At 41.3% G+C, this 19,903-nt stretch carries 24 protein-coding genes; 10 read left to right on the top strand and 14 right to left on the bottom strand.

The window, feature by feature from the left end; genetic code table 11:
- Positions 1-442 precede the first annotated feature (442 nt).
- The 3 genes from BLS28_RS11295 to BLS28_RS11285 form a co-directional block, all read right to left on the bottom strand.
- The gene (locus BLS28_RS11295; RefSeq protein WP_091166768.1) at positions 443-1,015 is read right to left on the bottom strand and encodes a MarC family protein; all 573 of its coding nucleotides are present in this window, start codon (positions 1,013-1,015) and stop codon (positions 443-445) included.
- 12 nt (positions 1,016-1,027) lie between these two features.
- Complete coding sequence (locus BLS28_RS11290; RefSeq protein ID WP_091166765.1) at positions 1,028-2,191, bottom strand: MFS transporter; 1,164 nt, start codon at positions 2,189-2,191, stop codon at positions 1,028-1,030.
- Between the two features lie 97 nt (positions 2,192-2,288).
- The gene (locus tag BLS28_RS11285) at positions 2,289-3,845 is read right to left on the bottom strand and encodes an amino acid permease (protein ID WP_091166763.1); all 1,557 of its coding nucleotides are present in this window, start codon (positions 3,843-3,845) and stop codon (positions 2,289-2,291) included.
- Positions 3,846-3,928: 83 nt separating this feature from the next.
- Between BLS28_RS11285 and BLS28_RS31140 the strand changes: the two genes are divergently transcribed.
- A complete protein-coding gene (locus tag BLS28_RS31140) occupies positions 3,929-4,102 on the top strand; it encodes a hypothetical protein (RefSeq protein WP_189549455.1) in 174 nt (57 codons plus the stop codon).
- A gap of 13 nt (positions 4,103-4,115) precedes the next feature.
- On the opposite strand, the gene BLS28_RS11280 is transcribed toward BLS28_RS31140, so the two are convergent.
- Positions 4,116-4,478 carry a hypothetical protein gene (locus tag BLS28_RS11280; protein WP_091166760.1) on the bottom strand — a complete coding sequence of 121 codons (363 nt, stop codon included), beginning with the start codon at positions 4,476-4,478 and terminating at the stop codon, positions 4,116-4,118.
- A gap of 151 nt (positions 4,479-4,629) precedes the next feature.
- Between BLS28_RS11280 and BLS28_RS11275 the strand changes: the two genes are divergently transcribed.
- The 3 genes from BLS28_RS11275 (at position 4,630) to BLS28_RS11265 (ending at position 6,323) form a co-directional block, all read left to right on the top strand.
- Positions 4,630-4,968 (top strand): single-stranded DNA-binding protein, encoded by a 339-nt coding sequence (locus BLS28_RS11275; protein WP_091166759.1) that lies wholly within the window; start codon positions 4,630-4,632, stop codon positions 4,966-4,968.
- A 262-nt stretch (positions 4,969-5,230) separates the two neighbouring features.
- Positions 5,231-5,683, top strand: a complete 453-nt coding sequence (locus tag BLS28_RS11270) for a hypothetical protein (protein ID WP_091166757.1) — start codon at positions 5,231-5,233, stop codon at positions 5,681-5,683.
- A gap of 160 nt (positions 5,684-5,843) precedes the next feature.
- Positions 5,844-6,323, top strand: a complete 480-nt coding sequence (locus tag BLS28_RS11265; RefSeq protein WP_091166754.1) for a hypothetical protein — start codon at positions 5,844-5,846, stop codon at positions 6,321-6,323.
- Positions 6,324-6,500: 177 nt separating this feature from the next.
- On the opposite strand, the gene BLS28_RS11260 is transcribed toward BLS28_RS11265, so the two are convergent.
- Entirely contained in the window at positions 6,501-7,118 is a 618-nt protein-coding gene (locus tag BLS28_RS11260) for a class I SAM-dependent methyltransferase (RefSeq protein WP_091166753.1), read from the bottom strand.
- A gap of 41 nt (positions 7,119-7,159) precedes the next feature.
- Here BLS28_RS11260 and BLS28_RS11255 point away from each other — a divergent pair, with 41 nt between their 5' ends.
- Entirely contained in the window at positions 7,160-7,645 is a 486-nt protein-coding gene (locus BLS28_RS11255; protein WP_091166751.1) for a rhodanese-like domain-containing protein, read from the top strand.
- 239 nt (positions 7,646-7,884) lie between these two features.
- On the opposite strand, the gene BLS28_RS11250 is transcribed toward BLS28_RS11255, so the two are convergent.
- The 5 genes from BLS28_RS11250 to BLS28_RS11230 all read right to left on the bottom strand — a co-directional run bounded on the left by BLS28_RS11250 (position 7,885) and on the right by BLS28_RS11230 (position 13,725).
- Positions 7,885-8,412, bottom strand: coding sequence for a DUF6624 domain-containing protein (locus tag BLS28_RS11250; RefSeq protein ID WP_143020734.1), 528 nt, complete (start codon positions 8,410-8,412; stop codon positions 7,885-7,887).
- A gap of 146 nt (positions 8,413-8,558) precedes the next feature.
- Positions 8,559-9,992 carry a PAS domain S-box protein gene (locus BLS28_RS11245; protein ID WP_091166746.1) on the bottom strand — a complete coding sequence of 478 codons (1,434 nt, stop codon included), beginning with the start codon at positions 9,990-9,992 and terminating at the stop codon, positions 8,559-8,561.
- Positions 9,993-10,060: 68 nt separating this feature from the next.
- The gene (locus BLS28_RS11240; protein ID WP_091166744.1) at positions 10,061-10,765 is read right to left on the bottom strand and encodes an SDR family NAD(P)-dependent oxidoreductase; all 705 of its coding nucleotides are present in this window, start codon (positions 10,763-10,765) and stop codon (positions 10,061-10,063) included.
- 118 nt (positions 10,766-10,883) lie between these two features.
- Positions 10,884-12,665: an aromatic amino acid hydroxylase gene (locus tag BLS28_RS11235; protein ID WP_091166742.1), complete on the bottom strand. Its 1,782-nt coding sequence runs from the start codon at positions 12,663-12,665 to the stop codon at positions 10,884-10,886.
- A 100-nt stretch (positions 12,666-12,765) separates the two neighbouring features.
- Entirely contained in the window at positions 12,766-13,725 is a 960-nt protein-coding gene (locus tag BLS28_RS11230; protein WP_091166740.1) for a lysylphosphatidylglycerol synthase transmembrane domain-containing protein, read from the bottom strand.
- Between the two features lie 255 nt (positions 13,726-13,980).
- On the opposite strand from BLS28_RS11230, the gene BLS28_RS11225 reads away from it, so the two are divergent.
- Genes BLS28_RS11225 through BLS28_RS11215 form a run of 3 tightly spaced genes read left to right on the top strand, consistent with a single transcriptional unit; the run spans position 13,981 to position 16,318 of the window.
- A complete protein-coding gene (locus BLS28_RS11225) occupies positions 13,981-14,850 on the top strand; it encodes a carbon-nitrogen hydrolase (RefSeq protein WP_091166739.1) in 870 nt (289 codons plus the stop codon).
- A 17-nt stretch (positions 14,851-14,867) separates the two neighbouring features.
- A complete protein-coding gene (locus BLS28_RS11220) occupies positions 14,868-15,239 on the top strand; it encodes a four helix bundle protein (RefSeq protein ID WP_091166965.1) in 372 nt (123 codons plus the stop codon).
- 11 nt (positions 15,240-15,250) lie between these two features.
- Positions 15,251-16,318, top strand: coding sequence for an agmatine deiminase family protein (locus BLS28_RS11215; protein WP_091166737.1), 1,068 nt, complete (start codon positions 15,251-15,253; stop codon positions 16,316-16,318).
- A gap of 206 nt (positions 16,319-16,524) precedes the next feature.
- Here BLS28_RS11215 and BLS28_RS30780 read toward each other — a convergent pair whose 3' ends face one another.
- On the bottom strand, positions 16,525-16,695 hold the full coding sequence (locus BLS28_RS30780; RefSeq protein ID WP_176844434.1) for a hypothetical protein: 171 nt from the start codon (positions 16,693-16,695) through the stop codon (positions 16,525-16,527).
- Positions 16,696-16,709: 14 nt separating this feature from the next.
- Between BLS28_RS30780 and BLS28_RS11210 the strand changes: the two genes are divergently transcribed.
- On the top strand, positions 16,710-17,117 hold the full coding sequence (locus BLS28_RS11210; RefSeq protein WP_091166735.1) for a LiaF transmembrane domain-containing protein: 408 nt from the start codon (positions 16,710-16,712) through the stop codon (positions 17,115-17,117).
- 86 nt (positions 17,118-17,203) lie between these two features.
- Here BLS28_RS11210 and BLS28_RS11205 read toward each other — a convergent pair whose 3' ends face one another.
- Genes BLS28_RS11205 through BLS28_RS30775 form a run of 3 tightly spaced genes read right to left on the bottom strand, consistent with a single transcriptional unit; the run spans position 17,204 to position 18,996 of the window.
- Entirely contained in the window at positions 17,204-17,587 is a 384-nt protein-coding gene (locus BLS28_RS11205; protein WP_091166733.1) for a hypothetical protein, read from the bottom strand.
- 36 nt (positions 17,588-17,623) lie between these two features.
- On the bottom strand, positions 17,624-18,829 hold the full coding sequence (locus tag BLS28_RS11200) for a hypothetical protein (RefSeq protein ID WP_091166730.1): 1,206 nt from the start codon (positions 18,827-18,829) through the stop codon (positions 17,624-17,626).
- 29 nt (positions 18,830-18,858) lie between these two features.
- Positions 18,859-18,996: a hypothetical protein gene (locus tag BLS28_RS30775; protein WP_167516053.1), complete on the bottom strand. Its 138-nt coding sequence runs from the start codon at positions 18,994-18,996 to the stop codon at positions 18,859-18,861.
- 50 nt (positions 18,997-19,046) lie between these two features.
- Here BLS28_RS30775 and BLS28_RS11195 point away from each other — a divergent pair, with 50 nt between their 5' ends.
- Complete coding sequence (locus BLS28_RS11195) at positions 19,047-19,901, top strand: LiaF transmembrane domain-containing protein (protein WP_091166729.1); 855 nt, start codon at positions 19,047-19,049, stop codon at positions 19,899-19,901.
- The last annotated feature ends 2 nt before the right edge of the window (positions 19,902-19,903 follow it).

Here is a 19,903-nt window from a genome sequence, read left to right as displayed (position 1 = left end):
ATAGTACCCTTTGACGCAAGTCTTGAATAGGGGGATATCGTGGAGGCTGACTTGTGCCTCTGCAAACTCATCTCAGAGAATTTCACATTGGTCTTTTTATCACAGCTGTAATAATCCCCCCTGCAATTAAACCAATAGGCAAAATAATTTGACCGGGTACAACCACCATTGAAACAATAGCTAAAAGAACACCGACTCCTATTTTTAATAGCGCTAAATTAAAGAATGGTTTTTGCGCGTTATTAACGTCAACTATCTTTTGAGCAGTTAAATTTTTAGTACTTGTTCTATCAAATCAGCAGGGATAGCCTGTTTTTCGAGCCGGCATAAATTACCTCATTGTCAAGGCCCTCGTTTTTTAATCTTGAAGCTTGCAGGTAGGCTTTCCTTTTTAGTTCTTCGTCCATTGGTTCAGGTTAAAATATTCAAACAAATCAGGGGATTACAAATGCGTATTACTCCTAAACAGCTTAATAGCTATCGCCAAAAGAATTATCCCAAAGGCCTTACGCAGCACGCTTAACCCAATCGGACCAAGCAGCCTTTCAAGCCATTTTACGTTTTTAAGTACTAAATAAACCACAAGGGTATTCAGTACAATACCTACAAGGATATTCTGCGTTTGATATTGCGATTTAAGGGAGAGCAACGTGGTCATGGTACCGGCGCCTGCAATAAGCGGGAAAGCAAGCGGTACAATGGATGCAGCCTGTGGTAATTCCTCTTTAAAAAAATCGACACCTAAGATCATCTCCATGGCTATAATGAAAATCACCAGTGAGCCCGCTATCGCAAATGAAGAAATATCCAGACCTATTACAGCTAACAGTTCATCCCCTATAAAAAGAAAGGTTACCATAAGCACCAGCACGGCTATACTGGCCTTTTCCGACTCGATATGACCGACACGTTGCCTGAGCTGGATAATTACCGGTATACCACCCAAAATATCAATAATAGCAAAAAGGATCATCGTAACCGAAATGATCTCCTTAAAAATAAATGGGTGCGGCATGGTCTCTTAAATTTATTCTTTTTTCTTTAACCGGATGCTTAGCAGCAACGCAGCTAAAATATAGCATGAAGATAAGAAGAAAATAGCATGTACCGATAGCAAAGCTGCAAAGCCGGCCGTAACCGGACCAAGGGTTTGACCAATGGAAGCATATGACTGATTGATGCCCAATATTTTGCCTTGCTCTTGATGATCAATATGATCGGCAATTATCGCGTTGAGCATAGGATTACGCAGACCGTTAAACAAGCCATAAATACAAATACCTATAACAAAAGGAATAAAATGATTGGTGAGCCCGGTTACAAACATCGCCGCAAGGCAAAGAAAAGTAGAGAGCAACAGGATCATTGATTTAGATGAAAACCATTTGGTGAACAGCGGCACACAAAGCTGCATGATAATACCACTCACGCCGAAACCTGCGTACAGAATACCGATCTGCGTGGGGTTGATCTTCAGTACATCAACAGTAAAAGTTTGAAATGCTATGATCATGGTAAACTGCGCCATGGTAAGCATAAAACCGGTAAACACAGCTGTGCCGATAACCGGTCGTTTAAGGGTAGTTATCAGCGAGGTAAACGAAAATTTAGTTTTTTCTGAATTCTTTTTCGTTTTATCGGGCGGGTTGGTTTCCTTTAAAAAGAACAGGCTGCAAAGTGTGCCTATAAGTGAAATGCCCGCCGCAAAAAAGAAAGGTACCTGCATACCGTACCTGTTAAGGAAGCCGCCCACAGCCGGCCCAATCACAAAGCCAAAGCCAAAGGCCGAGCTCAAAATGCCGAACCTTTTGGCACGGTTATCGGGTTTAGCCGTATCCGATACCATGGCCTGCGCCACGGATACATTACCGCCGGTAAGCCCATCAAGGATGCGGGCTGCAAAAAGCATGATCATGCTCCTCGCTTCGGCAAAAAGGATAAAGGAAATACAGGTACCTGCCAGGCTGATCACTAGCAAAGGCTTCCTCCCCCATTTATCAGACAGGGAACCCAGAACCGGTGTGGCAAAAAACTGAGCTACTGAAAAGGAAGCGGTGAGGATGCCTAATGTTTCGCCGGTAACGCCAAAGGTTTTACCGTATGAGTAAAGTATCGGTACAATAATGCCGAACCCTAACGAGTTGATGATACATACAAATACTAATACCCACAGGTTTTTATCGCCCTTCATGAAGCGGTTTTATTGGTTTACTGGTATAAAAAGAGAATGTAACAAAAAAGGTTCTGAAAATTCAGAACCTTTTTTGTTTATGATAACATTGTTATGATTACTCAACAAATTTAGGGTTGATAGGGTTATTGGCACCTTCAACTTTACCATGGCGTACATGCGAACGTTTGATACTGTAACCAAAGTAAACGGCAAAACCGATCAATAACCAAACGATAAGCCTTGCCCAGTTTTCCCAGCCTTCACTCGCAATCATACACAGGCATATGAGGGCACCAAGCGGGCAAACTATCATATAAGCCGGAGTTTTGAACGGGCGTACAATGTCGGGATCGGTTCTCCTTAAGATAAGGATACCTATACATACGAGCACAAAAGCGAAAAGCGTTCCGATACTTACCATGTCGCCTACATATTTATCGGGAATAAAACCGGCAAATAATGATACGAACACAAAGAATAACCATTGCGATTTATAAGGGGTACGGAATTTAGGATGTAGTTTTGAGAATACTTTAGGAATTAAACCGTCTGTACTCATGGTATAAAATACACGTGTTTGGCCCATAAGCATTACCAGGATCACAGACGAGAAGCCCGCAAGTATAGATACAGTAACAAATGACGCCAACCAACCGTAACCAGGCATAGCGGTTTTGATAGCATAGCTTACTGAAGCTTCTTTACCCTGGATAAGGAAATCTTTGTATGACACTAAACCAGTCAACACATGCGAGAATAAGATATAAAGTACTGTACAAAACACCAATGATATCAAAATACCTTTTGGCATGTCTCTCTGCGGGTTCTTAGCTTCCTGAGCAGCAGTTGAAACAGCATCAAAACCGATAAAGGCGAAAAACACAACGCTTGCACCGCGTAATACGCCAAGCCATCCGTGATTAAAGGTATCGGCATAGTCAACTACACCGGCACTCACTTTAATTTTTCCTGCATCGGCAGGGATGGTATATGGGGTATGGAAAGCCGGGTTAATAAAGTGCCAGCCTAAACCAATGATCATCAACACAATGGCAACTTTTACAATTACGATGATATTATTCACAACTGCCGATTCTGCAGTACCACGAATCAATAACAGCGTTAACAGGAACAGGATCAGAATAGCCGGCAGGTTAACGATACCTCTTGTACCCATCTCGGCGGCGTACATACCTGCAGTGGTATTTGACACTTCCATAAACGAGTGCGACCATGCGTATGGTATATGCACGTTAAAGAAAGTGGTTAAAAATTCATTAAAATACTGCGACCAGCCAATTGCAACTGTAGCGGCACCAAGCGCGTATTCAAGCACTAAATCCCAGCCAATGATCCAGGCAATAAACTCGCCCATGGTAGCGTAAGAGTAGGTATAAGCAGATCCTGCGATGGGGATCATACTGGCAAATTCTGCGTAGCACAATCCGGCCAGGGCGCAACCGGCGGCTGCTATAAGGAAAGAGATGGTAACCGCAGGGCCGGCATGTTCACCTGCCGCGGCTGCCGTACGAACGAAAATACCGGCACCTATAATTGCGCCGATACCGAGTGCTATAAGTGAGCCAACGCCTAAGGTTCTCTTGAGCGACTTCTCCGTCTCTGCCGAAGCAGCCATTAGTTGAGCAATCGGTTTTTTAATAAATAATTTCATTTTAAATTAGTAAGATCAGTCAAAAATTAAAAATTTACATTTCCCCAAACGTACTTAAATTTATTGAAAACATAAAGCGCCGAATGAAACAACAGTTAAGTATTAATTATCAAAATATTAAACTGTTAAATGCTATTAAATCTATAGAGAATCAGATTTTAAAGCTGAATGCAGAACGCCTAAAGCTCAAAGCAAATAAACCGGCAAATCTTACAGCGAACTGCTGCTCACTGCAAACTGTTACTGCCACTCACTGAAAACTGCCCACTGTTATTGCTCCCCTTCCCGTTTCACCAGCAATACTTCATCATTATCTAATAACAGGTAGCCGTACTCATAATTAAAAAAATAGGTCGACCCGGTTTTAGTTTGATAGAGGCTGGTAATATGGTCGAAATCAAAACCTTTTGCGGTGAGTTTTTTACGGGTTGTTTTGGTTTTGCCGGTTGGGTTCAACTCTTCCAGCACACGGCGGTTACGGCGCAGGATATTATTGATATTACGCACCAGGTTATAGCTGTTACTGTTAAGCTGATTGTTATAATTATTGCGGCACAGATCATTACAAAACTTTTTGTCGGCACGGCCTTGTAGTGGTGTACCACAATCTAAGCATACTCTTTCCTGGTTCATGACATAAAGATAGCGATTAATTTATCCGTTTGCAAACGCTTACAAACGGATACTATCGACTATAAACGGTTAATATCCGGTTAAATTTTCTTGCCCTCCCCACCTTTGTATCGTTAATTCAAACAAACATTAAACAGTAAATATTAAAACGATGAACTCATTAAGAAACAGTGTGCGCCTGGTAGGCAACTTAGGTATGGACCCGGAAGTAAAAGTATTCGACAGCAATAAAAAAATGGTACGCCTTTCCATCGCCACCAACGAAAGCTATAAAAATGATAAAGGCGAAAAAATAACCGATACCCAATGGCATAACCTGATTTTCTGGGGCACACAAGCCAAACTTGCCGAAGACCTGCTTAAAAAAGGCGATGAGTTGGCCATTGAAGGCAAACTGACCAACCGCAACTATACCGATAAGGATGGCATTAAACGTTACGTATCCGAAATAGTGGTTAACGAATTTTTAAAAGTGGGCGTTAAAGGCTGAAAAGAAAAGGGCGAGGTGCCTAAGGCTACAGGGCATTGGCGGGTAAAACCTGTGAACGCGGTTGGTTTGGTATCTCCAAAGGATGAATAATCCCAAGTTTCCTATACGACAGGACAACGTCATGGCTTGTTCTTATAAGAACGTATAGGAAACTTATTTTTGTTATTACTTTGATGTTCTTTGTCGTCAAATACGTCAATGGAATTCTTTCAAACACTTAGTCTTGCTGATTATGATTAGATTTACTTAGCTATCTTGAACCATGAAAGAAATTCGACTATATGGAGTAATGATGAAAGCCCATAGACTCTTCCATATAAATAAGCACTTATCAGATTGGGATTTAAGCCCTGTTGAAGGAAAAGGGCTGTACGTAAGGCGAAACGAAAATTATGGACATATTGAAATCAAAATCTACAAATCATTGGAGTACGATACCAAGATGATTTGGAATCTAAACAGTGACCAATTACCTGATGAATGGGGAGCCAAAGAGGCGGGTGAACATGCATTACGTTTTTTTATAAGTTACCTTGAAGGTATAAGAGGAGAAGACATCCCATTAATTTTTGAAGTTATTGGAGGAAGCTATCACCCCGTTGACTCAAAAGCCCGAAACTATACAACCGCCACAATATATGCTATTGTAGATTGTTTTGCGAAAAACGTTATTGAATTCAGAAGTCACCGACTGATTAAGAAAAACATATATTAAAGTGCAATCATCTTCGCTTGAATTACAAACCACGTAAGCATAGACCCTCAATTAAAGGTATCGATCAAACGCAGAGGCTTAATCCCGAGGGTATGCGGGCGCAGATATCGTCTAAAAACGAATGACAACAAATAGTAATTAAATACTTAACGCTTGATACATGTTAAAGTTATATAAAAAAGATGCCGCGGTGATAAACTATTGGGAAACCTGGGATAAAGATGATAAAACAGGATTAATTCACTGGGGAATTGTCGGCGAAGTAGGGCAAAATGAAGAAATACATTCAAGCTTGCTATCAAGCTTTCGAAAAAAAATCCAAACGATCATAAACAAAAAAATAGACGAAGGTTATAGACACGTTGACATAGATGATCACTACACACTTTTAATCGAATATATAATTGAAGGTATAGGGACTCCAGAAGACATTGAAAAAAGAACAAGACTTCAAAACAAAATGGACGAGGTTTTAGGATGGACAGGTCTTGGACATTGTGACGGCGGAAGTACTGGTGGCGGAACAATGGAAGTTTGCTGTTTAGTAATAGATTTTGACTTAGCTAAGACTGTAATTGAAGTAGCCTTACAAAATACGGAATTTGCAAATTACGTTCGGATTTACGACGAAAACCAATGATAATCGCAATTAGGAAAACATTTGTTTAATCAGGATATAATATTAACTTACACATTTTAGAAATAATAGTCTATAACCTAAGTTGCCCAACTATATAGACAGCATCCAGGTTTGTTCTGCGAACACACAGAGGAAACTTATTTTATAATATACATAGCGTTAGAAAAAGAGCTTTTTTCATGTGTAACATCGTTCGAAACTGCAAAATATAAAGTTTTGCACCGTATTAAATGGTGTAATATGATCTTCGTTGATACATTTTAGTTTTTGAAAACCGTTAGACATGACCTGCTCCAGTTGCAACTTAGAATATCGGTTTACCGAAAGGCCGCTACATTTTTCAGGGCCATTCTCTGAAAATGTACCTACAATAAGGTTACGTTTAACTGCGTTGCGCGCAATGGAAATGTATGACGCAATTTGTTGCTGCGTGGTTAAAAAATGGAAAGTGGCGCGATCATGCCAAACATCATAAATTTCTGACGGCTTAAATTCGGTGATTTCTGAAACAATCCATGTTACCAAATTGGCCTTCGGTCCAAGTCTCATCTTTGCGCGGTTTAGTGCGGCTTCGGAGATATCAAGCACCGAAATATTACGATACCCTTCATTCAAAAGATGGTCAACCAGGTTGCTGTCGCCTCCTCCAATATCGATGATTTTGGCATCTTTAGGAAGGTTGAAACTATGAATGAAATTTAATGATGTTTGTGGGACGGTTTGTGTCCAACTTACCTCATTAGATGATTTTGTTGCGTAGACATGCTCCCAATGCCCTTGCCTATTTTCTTTCATAAATAATTCTGAACTTTGACAGCAAATATCAGATAATTAAAATGAAACACATTTTCTCCATCTCACTTATAAGTTTATTTTTCCTTATATCAATATCTTTCCAAACCAAAGCGCAAATATCAAATCAACCCTTAAAGATGCCCGAAATCGGATATCCCTGGAAAAAGAGTGAATTACTTGAACCTTCTGTTTTGGCTGGTTTTATACAGTCGGGAAAGGAAGAGATAGCAATCCTGAACATTGGAGCAGTTGAAGATTTGCCTGGAGCCTTACATATAGGTGCAGTGAGCGATGAACGGAACATGACAAAACTGCGGCAACTATTAACAAACTTACCTAAGCATAAGCCTGTAGTTATTTACTGCGGGTGCTGTCCTTTTACCAAATGCCCCAACATTCAGCCTGCCTATCAAGAATTGTCGAAAAATGGCTTCACTCAGATTAAAGTGCTCGATCTTCCTACAAATTTACAAACTAATTGGATTTCCAGAGGATATCCGATAGCTAAGAAACAAACGAATAAATAGCATATAAACAAAGCCCTTGCTTTATTACTAAGGGCCTTGCATCATTTTTAGAGGAAACCTTATTTTAATTATAATGTAATTTCCATCCATGCCGGTATTGTCATTTAACAACCTGCTCCCTGGCTAATTTCTCTATCTCGGGCAGTTGCTTCTTATATTTCCCGGCGTCCCAATTTTTAACATAATCTTTCATTGGTGGCATCCCCATTGCTTTACGTCGCTCGTCCAAATGATCAACATCAGCAATAGGATATATATATCTTGCCTGTTTGTTTATCTGTAAATCCTTGGCTACCGTAAACTTGTTTCTTGCCGGTCCGCATATTGATCCTGTCTTCAAGGATAGCAAGGTTGCTTGAAAGTATTTCGCCATTTTTTTCCGCAGCTCTGATCATTTGTAAATAGTTTTGCTGCGTTTGCAAATCGGCATGTTGGATTACCAGGAACAGTACCTGACTTCCCGTAATACCTACTTTTTGCGGCCCCAGCCAACCATACTTTGTTAGTATAGCATTCACCCTGATCAAATTTTGACTGTCGGTTTTATGCATAACTTCTTGCAGGCTATCGGCAACATTGATTTGTGCATTATCTCTTTTTGCCCACAGATATTTTATTCTAACAGATTGGTCTGATTGATAAACGGAATCCAAAACAATCATTAACGATCTGTTTAACTTACTACTGTCAATGGTGAATGTGGTAACCTGCGCAAAAGAAGCTGCACACACAAATAAGAAGAAACTAATGCAAATCAAATATTTCATTCTGCACAGGCTTATATCCACTCATTTGCTGATTACTTATATCTGCGTTTTACCCCAGGATACGATCATGGGATAAAGATCGGCCGTTTTTACATTATTATTTACTTTAAGGTATAAAAAATATAACTACCGATTAAAAGCACCACTTACATATCAGCCTCGGAAGCCCTGATATATGCCGTTCTTTCCACAATGGAATGAATAACCCCGTCAAGTTGCTGCGATGTTGTATCAATATGCCCGATAATCTCTTTATTGAGCGGGTTTTGAAGATCTTCATTATCAAACAAATTAACTAAACCTAAGATAGTTGCAACCGGTTTGCGCAACTCATGCGAGCTGATATTAGCTATGGTTTGCAGCCTATGATTTTGTTCTCGTATATTATCTTCGGTCTTTTTGCTTTCTATCAGCACTCTCAGAATATTTACAGTGCGCTCAATAATACTCAACTCATCATCATTTGGCTCACGTACTGTATGGTAATAAATGCCAAACACAGCCAAAACTTTGGTATTTTTTGAACTCATTACCGGCGATGACCAGCAAGCCTTAAGGCCGTAGGGTTTAACAAGCCCCACATAATCGCCCCACAGGGGATCATTTTCGATATCACTTACAATAACCTGCTTGCGGTGAAATGCCGACGTACCGCATGACCCTACATTTGGCCCTACTAATAAGCCTTCTAACTGATCGCTATAAGCCTGCGGCAGACGCGGACCGGCAAGCGTATGCAATTTTTCCTGTGCATCATCAACTTCCAAAACAGAACAGATCATATCCGGGAAAATCCTTTCAATTCCCATAAGCAGTTCGCCTGCAGATTGTGCCAGTGTGTATTGCGATGCAGCATTTAACTCCAGCACCCTTTTTTCAAGCTCTAATACCCATTCCTGCATTTTTATTTCCGTTATATCACGTACAAAAACAGCCAGATGTTCCTGATATGGGTATATATTGATGCGAAGCCAGCTGTTTGAATTTGCATTTAAATATTGTACCTGTGTTGATTTTTTGCAGGTTAATGAAAGTTGAAACTCGTTCTCTACCCTTTCAGTTAAACCAAGACTTTTAATCTCCATAAAATTGGCCTGATCAAGTTCGGTTAAGCTAAGGTTAGTCATGGACTGGAAGGCCGGGTTAAAGGAAATTATATTCCAGCTGGCATCAAGTACAATAAAACCTTCATTAAGGCTTTGAATGGTATGCTGAACAATATCATCTGCCGATTGGGCAATCATACCGGCAAGTGTATTACCGCTTGAATAAATCAGGTTATCATCCTCATTCAATATTACCGACCAGATAATACTAAAGTAACATCCGTCTTTTGCTTTAATACGGCTTTGGTAACCAACTAATTTTTTATTAAGCAGAAGGCTGCCCTGTGATTCTGCCTGGCGTTCTTTATCTGCCGGATGGCACAGGGCCTCGATATTGATGCCTGTTAATTCATCATCGCTGTAGTTAAGGATATTACGAAAAGCATGATTGGTATGCATGATCACGCCATTCATATCCATGACAAAAAAAATATCTTTTGAATGAGTAAAGAGTGACGTAAACCTTGTGTCCATACGCAGCAGGCATAAACATATTTATAATAACTAAGTTATAAAAAATGTTTGCAATATTATCTAATATTTCAGGGAGTACTTGCTGCTACGGGTATTATTTTCCCGTTAAAAAATTTACTCCCGGTTAAAGCAAAATCAGCTATATATTTACCCATTTCAAACGCCATTACGGGCGATTGATAACCCGGAAAAGCCTGTTCCAGCATCTCGGTTTGCGCCGATCCTAAAGCCAGGCAATTTATTTTGATCCCTTGTTCGGTTAACTCCTGTGCTAAACATTCGGTTAGCGTGTGCAATGCTGATTTACTTGCTGAGTAAGCCGCGAGGCCCGGAAATTTAGCGCTCCCCTGAAATCCTCCCATGCTGCCAATATTAACAATGTGCGAGCCCGCAGGCATTAAAGGAAGCAATGCCTGGATAGCACGTACATGACCAATAAAATTGCTTTGCAGCATCTCTACAAAATCCGACTCGCGTAATTCGGTAAACGCTTTATTGATAAGCACACCTGCATTATTAATCAAAATATCAACCCGGTTATCAAAATGCGAAGCGATAAACTGCTGCAAACCTTCATAATCATCATGCACTATATCAAATTTCAAGGCAAACAATTGGCAATCGGGGTTTAAACCATGTGCTATCTCCAGCAAACGTTCCAGTTTATCCTGTGAACGGGCCAGCGCTATCACCTTATGGCTGCCCGAAAGTATCAGTTCAATTACGGCTTCAAAGCCCACGCCGCTGCTGGCGCCGGTTATTATGATGTTCATATGCCCCCTAACCCCCTAAAGGGGGAATGATTATTTGTTATTAATTTCGTTTCCCACGCGTACTTGCCTCGTTCCTCACAATGACGCGTGATTTATCCTCTAAGATGATAAATCAACGCTAAACTACCAATTTTTGCTCAACCGGGTGTTTAATCAGGTAAAAGCCGTCGCTGATGAGCTTACCATATTCAGGCTCGCTACGGCCCTTTTCTTCAAGAAAATGCTTGATTTCGGCTGCTAACACCGGGTCTACGCCTTCATGGTCAAGTATTTCCAGTATCTCCAGGGCACAAAGCCAGTCATCATGATGGTCTTTTTGCAGTTGCTGCCATACATTGCCTAAAAAGCCATAATCGCCATGATTTGTGCGGCAATTGCGTACCTGCTGGTAAAGCCTGTGCAGTTCTTTGGTTTTATGATCATGCCGGGCGTGGTATGTTTCTGTTTTGGATTTATAAACAATGGTTTCATAAGCCTCCCTGTCAGCCGCTCCGCAAAATACCGAAATGATCTCTTCGCCAACAGCCATGTCATAAACGCCCCAGGCCGGATCAAACAACACCGTTCCATTATCATCAGTAACGGTTACGTTATCAAAAGTGACCAGGCAGATTTTGCCAGCCTCTGAAAGGATATTTTTAACAATGCCTTTTACGGTGATCCCGCTTTCAAAATGCAGTTCGGTTCCCAGCCCTTTTATTATACCCGCCGCTTTCAGATCATACTCCGAAAAATCCTCCAAAGATGTATCGTGATAGCCTTTCAATTTGCCAACCGGCGAGCTGAAACCATCTTTATGATAATCTTTACCATGGCCTCTTAACTGTTTATTGTTCAGAGCCAGCGCGGTGGGGCCGGTGGTTTTTATAAAATAAGGTTTGCCGGCTGCATCTGTCTTAAAATCGGTAATGTTACCCGAAACCTGCAAGCCCGAACTGTAAACAGCCGTACAGGTATTTTTGCTTTCAACAGCCTTGTTTAATCCGTAAGCACCACCTTTTCTGAAAGCCATCGTATTGGCAAACTCTTCCAGCACGCTGATCAGGTTTTGAAAATCGGGGGTTACAAAAAGCTGGGGCTGTGGCTTGGTGATATCATAAGGATATTTAACAGCGTCAATAGTATACCATAGCTTTTGTACATCTTTATTCATACAGGTTGAACTTTCACCGATAGATGAAAGCAGGCCTGCACCATAGATTTTTGGCTGTTCAAGAGTGCCTATTAAGCCGTACTCTACCGTCCACCAGTGTAAGCGGCTTAGCAACGCCATTTCCGAAGGTTCACCCATATTCTCCTGGCAATAAGTTACCAGCTCTTCGGCTTTAAGGATTTCCTGTTCATCGGCATCGGGCATTTCTTTTAATATCGATAAAGCCCGGATAGCCTCATAAAGCTCAAAATCCTGTGCCGAAAACATGGCCTTGGCCCCTATCGATCCAAAATAGCTCAGGTATTCATGGTAATCCTTATCGGCAATAATGGGCGCATGCCCTGCCGACTCGTGGATAATATCGGGCGCCGGGGTGTATTCAATATGTTTTAACTGGCGAATGTCCGCAGCTATAACCAGCACCCGGTAAGCCTGGTACTCCATAAAGGCTGCCGGCGGGATAAAGCCGTCGACCGTAACAGCACCCCAGCCAATTTTGCCGAGGGCGTCATTCATCTCCTGTAAATCGGGAATATGTTCAATAGTTAAACCTGCTTTTTGCAAGCCGGGAATGTACGGGTAGTAAGCAACATCCTTTAGATAACTATAATTTTGGCGCATGACATAGCGCCACACCGCATGATCGATAGGCGTATAATGCTCGTAGTGCTGGTCGACAATAAATTGTTTTAAATGACCGGGCAATGCCGCAACCTGCGGATTATTAAAATCATTAAAATGGCTCATTGATAACTTGCGATTTATAATACAACGCCAAGTTTAGCAGATGGTTGCCATGAAAACAAGTTTCAGTTTATTATTCTGAAATTAAAACAGAGGCAGAATATTATTCTTCTATCGGGTGATTTTCCAATTTTGGTTCTTCGCCTTTTTTAAGACTGGCCTCAAGCCGCTTAGGAGCTAATACATAATATACACCTAATAAAGCTACAATAATTGAGATTAGATAAAATCCAAAGCTCAGGTAAACCGCCATATCTTCGGCTAAGTTAAATTGACGGGCAAGGGTAAGAAACAGCGCGTCGCGGATACCGCCGCCGCCCAAACTAAAAGGTATAATTGCCGCCAGCGATGAGAAAAGAAATGACAACAGGTAAGGGGCAAATTTGCCGTTAAAATCCTGCGCAAGCAGTAAGCAAACAATGGCAAGCAATTGCATACTTTGTACACCTATTGCTTTTAAGTGGGCCTGTATAAAGTTGTGAGTGTATTCTTTAAAAAACTTGCGGGCTACAGCGTAATAGATCACAGAACCAACCGATACTATACCAAGCGGCCAGGCCAGATGATAAGGAAAACTTGGTATTAAAATTACCAAACCAACTACAATGGCCCCTATGGCCCAAAAACCGCTAAGTCTGTCAAACAAGATAGCCCAGAATACTTTTTTGGTAGGCAAATGATAGCGTTTATGCAGCAGGTAAATTTTGTAACCATCGCCGCCGATACCGCCGGGTAATAACACGTTATAGCACAAGCCAAGAAAATATAAACGCAGGTTGAAGCGCCAGTCTAACCGCAAACCGATGGATTTAAAGTAGCTTAACAACCGCCATGACGAAAAAAGCATCGACCCGATATAACAGGCAATAGCGGCAGCTAACCAGGCGCGGTCGGCATGGATTAAGCGATATTTAATTTTCGCAAACGGAACCTTACTGAATACATAGTAAAGCAACCCCCCGGTTACTGCTATGATAAGGATTACTTTTATAACGCCCCAAAGCTTACCTTTCCAGGTTTTGTGTTCGGCACCTTCGTCAATGATGTCTTCTGTTTGTGTCATTCGGCTGCAAAGCTATGTTATTTTTTTATTTGGATGTACGGGATAGTCAATTAACAATTTTTCTTCATTTTGTTTTCACAAACATTAAAACCAGTAAATCAGTTAATTATTACGGGCTATTCTTACCAGGATAATTCATAGCTCAAATAATTAAACCATGGCTATTGTAATCAAATATTCAACGCTGTGTAATCATAACATCAAATCGGTAAAATCCTGACAACAAAGTGTTATTTTTGCGCAAATTTTTTGGAGATGAGTAAAGTAAAAGTTGGTTTAGTACAAATGAGCTGTACTGCTGATAAAGAGCAGAACCTGCAGAAAGCAATTGTTAAAGTAAGGGAAGCGGCTGCTAAAGGCGCGCAAATAGTTTGTTTACAGGAACTTTTTACCTCGCTTTACTTTTGCGATGAAGAAAATTACGACAATTTTAAGCTGGCCGAAGCCATTCCCGGCCCATCAACCGATGAGCTTTCAAAAGTTGCTGCCGAGCTGAATGTGGTGATCATTGCTTCGTTATTTGAAAAACGTGCTCAGGGTGTTTACCACAACACCACTGCCGTGCTTGATGCCGACGGAAGCTATTTAGGAAAATACCGCAAAATGCATATTCCTGATGATCCGGGCTTTTACGAAAAATTTTACTTCACGCCTGGCGATTTGGGTTACAAAGTATTCAACACCAAATTTGCCCGTATAGGTGTATTGATCTGCTGGGACCAATGGTACCCTGAAGCAGCGCGTATCACCGCTTTAATGGGTGCCGATATATTATTTTACCCAACCGCAATTGGCTGGGCTACCACTCAAGACGAAGCTACCAACGTTGAGCAATACAACGCATGGCAAACCATTCAACGTTCGCATGCGGTAGCTAATGGCATACACGTAGTAAGTGTGAACCGTGTTGGCGAGGAAGCCGGTGTAAAATTCTGGGGCGGTTCGTTCTTTGCTAACCCATTTGGTGCTATTATACATCAAACATCACATGATCTGGAAGAAGTTATAGTACAGGAACTTGATCTGGATAAATCGGATTACTACCGCAGCCACTGGCCGTTTTTGAGGGATCGCCGCATAGATTCTTATCAGCCGATAACAAAGAGACTGTTAGATGAGGATTAGTCCATGGTCGATAGTCCATAGACCATTGTAAAAAGTATGGCTTTAAATTTGAAAACCTCCAGGTCTGGCAAAAAGCTCTGGAGCTAACTGATGAGATTAATTCACTTACAAAAAACAGTTTTCCGAAGGAAGAGTTATTTATTTTAACGTCCCAAATAAAAAGGGCTGCTGATTCTGTAGTACTTAATATCGCCGAAGGTTGCACGGGACAAACCAATGCAGTTTTCAAAACTTTTTTAAGTTACGCATTAAGATCAGCCATTGAAGTTGTAGCATGTCTGTTTATTGCCAAAAAACGAAAAATTATTAAGGAAGATGATTTTCATAAATTATATAATGAATACCAGGCATTATGTAAAATGATAACAGCTTTGAGAAATACACTATAAAACCTTCTACCATGGACCATCGACTATCGACTATGGACAAAATTATACTTACCCCCGCCTCGCAAGGCTTTTCTTTTCCCGCCGAGTGGGCTAAACATACCGCCACTTGGTTAAGCTGGCCACATAAGGAAGCTTCATGGCCGGGCAAGATCGATACCATTTACGCACCTTACATTGAGTTCATTAAGGTAGTTACCGAAGGCGAACTGGTACGTATCAACGTAGTAAATGAGGATATGAAAGCATCTGTAATTTTTCAACTGCAGAATGCCGGTGTGGATTTGAATAAGATCGAGATCTTTGAATTCCCGACCAATGATGCCTGGTGCCGCGACCACGGTCCGGCGTTTTTGATCAACCCAACTACAAGTCAAAAAGCTATCGTAGACTGGGGTTATAACGCATGGGGCGGCAAATACCCTCCATTCGACCTGGATGACGTGATCCCTACCAAAATAGGTAACCACTTTGGTTTGCCGGTATTTAATCCCGGCATAGTAATGGAAGGTGGCTCGGTCGACTTTAACGGTAAAGGCACTATTTTAACTACCACTGCTTGCCTGCTTAACAAAAACCGGAACCCGCAGCTTAACCAGCAACAAATTGAGAGCTACCTGCAAAGTTATTATGGCGCAGAACAGATCCTTTGGCTGGGTGATGGCATTGTAGGAGATGATACCGACGGACATATCGACGATATCACCCGCTTTGTAAACGAAGATACCGTAGTTACCGTTGTGGAGGAAGATAAGAACGATGAAAACTATCACCTGCTACAGGAAAACCTCGAAACGCTGAAAACCATGCGCCTGCTTAACGGCAAACAGCTAAACATTGTTGAATTGCCCATGCCTGATGCGGTTGTTTATGAAGATACCCGTTTACCGGCATCTTATGCTAATTTTTACATTGCCAACTCGGCCGTTATTGTGCCTACTTACCGTTCAAAGAACGACGATAAAGCGCTTGATATATTAACCAAATGCTTTCCCGACCGCAAGGTTGTGGGCATTGACAGTACCGACATTATCTGGGGCCTCGGCAGTTTCCACTGCCTGAGCCAGCAAGAACCGGAATAAGACCTCACCCTGCCCTCTCCAAAGGAGAGGGTTCTTTTTTGATCAAAAATTGTCATTTCGACGAACCGGTGGGGGCATGGGGTGGTGTGAGGAGAAATCTTATACACCTTGCTGTGAGATATATGGCGCATAAGATTTCTCTTTCGCTCGGGCGCTCATTCCTTCCGGTGCTCTGTCGTATGACAATTTGATTTTTGAATAAGAACCTACTCTTTCTTTTCTTGCTTCTTTGATCTTGCTTCTTGACTCTTGACTTCCTGGCTCTTGCCGCTCCGCTTCTTTTCACCGCCCTTATCCCCTACTTTACCGACATCTCCCCTTACATCGCCAACAATTGATTGACCCGCCTGCCCTGTTGCAGTAGTTTTGGGTAACATTAAAACTTAAAGCGATGAACAACGATATAATAAACACCGAAAACAAAAGAAATGGCAAAATCATGTTAGGAATAATTTTACTGGCAGCCGGTGGTTTATTTCTGATAGATCAGCTTAATGCCTTCCTACTTCCCGACTGGCTTTTTAGCTGGCCAATGTGGTTCATAGCCTGGGGCGCTTACATGGGTGCCAAACATGACTTTAAAAAACCATCATGGATCTTTATGATACTGTTAGGCATCATATTCCTGGTAAATGATAACGTTTATAACGCCGACCGTATAACCTGGCCAATTGCATTGATGCTGCTTGGCACCTGGATAGCCATCAAACCGGCCAAACAAACCGACCGGGACTTCTGGGAAAAGAACGAAAAAGCTAAACAACACTTCGACTTTGAACAACCCAAAACCGAAGCTTAAACTCAATCATCCATCATATATCAAAGCCGGGGCATTTTTAAAAAGCCCCGGCTTTTTGTTTTATATAAACCGCGGGCAAGTAGAGCTTATTGCAGTGTTTTCAGTGCGTATATTATAATAAATATACCCAAAAGGCATATTGCGGTGGCGGCAATTAAATTACCTATTACATCTTCTTCAGGAAAAAGAATCTGATCTTTCCCTTTTAAATACTTCATCTCTATATTTTTCCCTACCCGGTGCGTCTCACAAAAATTTGCGCCTATCTGCTTTGAGTATGTCGCCCCCTCATAAAATACTTTCATAAAGTACTTAGCTTTAGTTCCACTACACACGCCCGGAAGCTCAATTATTTTCATTTTTACAATGCTTCCTTCATTTTGTATCTGCAACTGTGCTTTACAATTCAGCATTCCAAGCACAGATAATATTGCTATTAATATGCCTGCTGATATCGCCAGTATTTTCATTGAGTTTGACCGGATTTGAGCCCTTAATTTACCAACTTATTTACTGACATAAAACCATGGCATTTTAAAAAGTCCGGGTTTTAGATTTATGTATACAGTATCCCCAACTTTGACCTGGTAATAAAGCGATTTGGATACTTCGGTTTCTTCGCTTTCTTTCGGCCCCCATTTGCTTAGTGTTAATTCATATGAAGTATGTTTCCCCGTCAATACCCTTTGGTTAAGCACCCGTGCTGTGTACACTTTTGGTTCGGCGTAATCAAAATTACAATTGATCAGGATAGGTGCTGTAAAACCATATAACAGAACAAACATCACAGCGCTGAACCAGGTAGTTCTGTTGTTACGTGCTTTTTCCTTCGCGCTCATTATTATCCCAATAAAAGCTGCGCCTAAAACAACCATAATTACGGCTGCAGGCAAAAGTGCATCTGTTAAATGCATTAATTTAAAATCAACAAAAGTTCTTACCAGAAGCGCAAACGGCGGCAGTATAAATGCAGTGTTCAGTGATGGATATACAGCCTGTTTCTTCCTATCGGCACTGTTAAGCGTAACCACATCTCTCTTTGAATAAAACACAAACATCACTACTAAAGGCCATACAATGCCTGTTAAAACAGCAAAATCATAAGGCCGGGGATACATAAACACCCAAAAGCACACAGCTGCTCCGGCATAATTAAAGTACGAGCAAAATCGCTTTAACCGTTTTAACTCGGCCAACCGCTCTTCTCCGGTGTAGCCGTAACTATCGTCGTTTTGGATCTCCTCAATTCCTATCCGTTCCTGTTCGGCATCAAGATCCTTACAATTTGCCAATATCCATTCCAATATCCCGCGATGGTCAGAAAAGTAGCTGTAATCGCTTAAAACTATTGCTTTATTTGATTTATCGACAGGCCGTATCGTTATCCTTTTACCCTGGGCGGTATCGTAACCTTTAATATCATTCGTCAACAGTTCCCGGCTGCTAAAATATCCTACTCTTTTTATACCGTTATTGGATATAATTATCTTACTTGCTTTTAATTCGAGATAACAATAAATACCCAGCGCTATCAGCGCAATACCGATTGACGGCAGCCACCAACTTTTATCGGCGATAGAAGTATAAGTCAGATAAGCCCCTCCGATAATCATCGTCGCAATAAAGATGTATAAAAATATTTTCCATCCAATACTGAGGGTGTATTCCTTTTCAAACACAGTGCCGCGGAATGGGCTAAAGTCCTGTTTCATCTTAATATGATAAAGTTTAGTATGGTTATTTATAGATAAAAAACCGTCGCAACATACAAATTTTTATTTTTGCCGGATGATAAAAAATCAACCGCAACTTTTTCACCGCCAAAACATCCCCCTTCACCGATTTCTTTAAATACGTCGCCAGTTTTTGTTTGGCTCAACTATAATGTTACCTTAGTTTTGGATATGATTTCAATTTGCAGATAATACAATGAACAACGATATAGAACATCCAAAAGATCCCAACAAGGGTAAGTCTGTTGCCGGGATCATTTTACTTGCTGTAGGCAGCATACTGCTGCTTCAGCAGTTCAACCTCTTCTTTATACCACATAATATTGTTTTGTGGCCATTTTGGCTTGTCTTCTGGGGGCTTTATATTGGCTCAAAGCATCAGTACAAAAAAGCCTCATGGCTTTTGCTGGTAGGCTTAGGTGTATTGCTTCTGCTCAGCAAAAACATCAATAATTCCGACCGTATTCTTTGGCCCTTAGCTGTAATTGGATTTGGTATGTGGCTGATATTAAGGCGCAACAAACATTTTGATCCGCAGCAATGGAAAAACGATTTCAAAGGAGAGAAATGGGCCAACTGGGATAAAAAAGAGCCCTTCCAATTTGAAAAAGCCGAAACTGTTGACTACACCGTAAAAGAAGAAGGCAGCGAGATCCCCCCGGTTGATCCTTACGCACAAAAACAACAGCAATACAACACCAAATATTCTGGCGATGATTATATCGATACTGTATCCATTTTTGGTGGGGTTAACAAAACCATTCTTTCCAAACAGTTCCGCGGTGGTGATATCGTAAACATATTTGGCGGGGCCGAGCTTGATTTTACCCAGGCAGATATTAACGGCCGCATTATCATTGACATTACCCAGATCTTCGGCGGCACCAAAATTATTGTGCCATCAAACTGGCAGGTAGTATCTGACCTGGCGGCGGTTTTTGCCAGTGTTGATGATAAACGCATCAGGAGCACCGCAAGTGTAGGCAGCGAAAAGGTGCTGGTGCTTAAAGGCGTATCCATATTTGCAGGGGTGGATATCCGCAGTTATTAATT

The organism is Mucilaginibacter gossypii (assembly GCF_900100945.1).
Taxonomy (GTDB): domain Bacteria; phylum Bacteroidota; class Bacteroidia; order Sphingobacteriales; family Sphingobacteriaceae; genus Mucilaginibacter; species Mucilaginibacter gossypii.
The sequence above is the reverse complement of the archived record's forward strand: the minus strand, read 5'-3'. Positions and strand labels throughout refer to the sequence as shown.

Excerpts from the sequence above, each read along its gene's own strand:
- BLS28_RS11295 (WP_091166768.1), bottom strand. The coding sequence starts at position 1,015 with ATGCCGCACCCATTTATTTTTAAGGAGATCATTTCGGTTACGATGATC.
- BLS28_RS11290 (WP_091166765.1), bottom strand. The coding sequence starts at position 2,191 with ATGAAGGGCGATAAAAACCTGTGGGTATTAGTATTTGTATGTATCATC.
- BLS28_RS11285 (WP_091166763.1), bottom strand. The coding sequence starts at position 3,845 with ATGAAATTATTTATTAAAAAACCGATTGCTCAACTAATGGCTGCTTCG.
- BLS28_RS31140 (WP_189549455.1), top strand. The coding sequence starts at position 3,929 with ATGAAACAACAGTTAAGTATTAATTATCAAAATATTAAACTGTTAAAT.
- BLS28_RS11280 (WP_091166760.1), bottom strand. The coding sequence starts at position 4,478 with ATGAACCAGGAAAGAGTATGCTTAGATTGTGGTACACCACTACAAGGC.
- BLS28_RS11275 (WP_091166759.1), top strand. The coding sequence starts at position 4,630 with ATGAACTCATTAAGAAACAGTGTGCGCCTGGTAGGCAACTTAGGTATG.
- BLS28_RS11270 (WP_091166757.1), top strand. The coding sequence starts at position 5,231 with ATGAAAGAAATTCGACTATATGGAGTAATGATGAAAGCCCATAGACTC.
- BLS28_RS11265 (WP_091166754.1), top strand. The coding sequence starts at position 5,844 with ATGTTAAAGTTATATAAAAAAGATGCCGCGGTGATAAACTATTGGGAA.
- BLS28_RS11260 (WP_091166753.1), bottom strand. The coding sequence starts at position 7,118 with ATGAAAGAAAATAGGCAAGGGCATTGGGAGCATGTCTACGCAACAAAA.
- BLS28_RS11255 (WP_091166751.1), top strand. The coding sequence starts at position 7,160 with ATGAAACACATTTTCTCCATCTCACTTATAAGTTTATTTTTCCTTATA.
- BLS28_RS11250 (WP_143020734.1), bottom strand. The coding sequence starts at position 8,412 with ATGAAATATTTGATTTGCATTAGTTTCTTCTTATTTGTGTGTGCAGCT.
- BLS28_RS11245 (WP_091166746.1), bottom strand. The coding sequence starts at position 9,992 with ATGGACACAAGGTTTACGTCACTCTTTACTCATTCAAAAGATATTTTT.
- BLS28_RS11240 (WP_091166744.1), bottom strand. The coding sequence starts at position 10,765 with ATGAACATCATAATAACCGGCGCCAGCAGCGGCGTGGGCTTTGAAGCC.
- BLS28_RS11235 (WP_091166742.1), bottom strand. The coding sequence starts at position 12,665 with ATGAGCCATTTTAATGATTTTAATAATCCGCAGGTTGCGGCATTGCCC.
- BLS28_RS11230 (WP_091166740.1), bottom strand. The coding sequence starts at position 13,725 with ATGACACAAACAGAAGACATCATTGACGAAGGTGCCGAACACAAAACC.
- BLS28_RS11225 (WP_091166739.1), top strand. The coding sequence starts at position 13,981 with ATGAGTAAAGTAAAAGTTGGTTTAGTACAAATGAGCTGTACTGCTGAT.
- BLS28_RS11215 (WP_091166737.1), top strand. The coding sequence starts at position 15,251 with ATGGACCATCGACTATCGACTATGGACAAAATTATACTTACCCCCGCC.
- BLS28_RS30780 (WP_176844434.1), bottom strand. The coding sequence starts at position 16,695 with ATGTTACCCAAAACTACTGCAACAGGGCAGGCGGGTCAATCAATTGTT.
- BLS28_RS11210 (WP_091166735.1), top strand. The coding sequence starts at position 16,710 with ATGAACAACGATATAATAAACACCGAAAACAAAAGAAATGGCAAAATC.
- BLS28_RS11205 (WP_091166733.1), bottom strand. The coding sequence starts at position 17,587 with ATGAAAATACTGGCGATATCAGCAGGCATATTAATAGCAATATTATCT.
- BLS28_RS11200 (WP_091166730.1), bottom strand. The coding sequence starts at position 18,829 with ATGAAACAGGACTTTAGCCCATTCCGCGGCACTGTGTTTGAAAAGGAA.
- BLS28_RS11195 (WP_091166729.1), top strand. The coding sequence starts at position 19,047 with ATGAACAACGATATAGAACATCCAAAAGATCCCAACAAGGGTAAGTCT.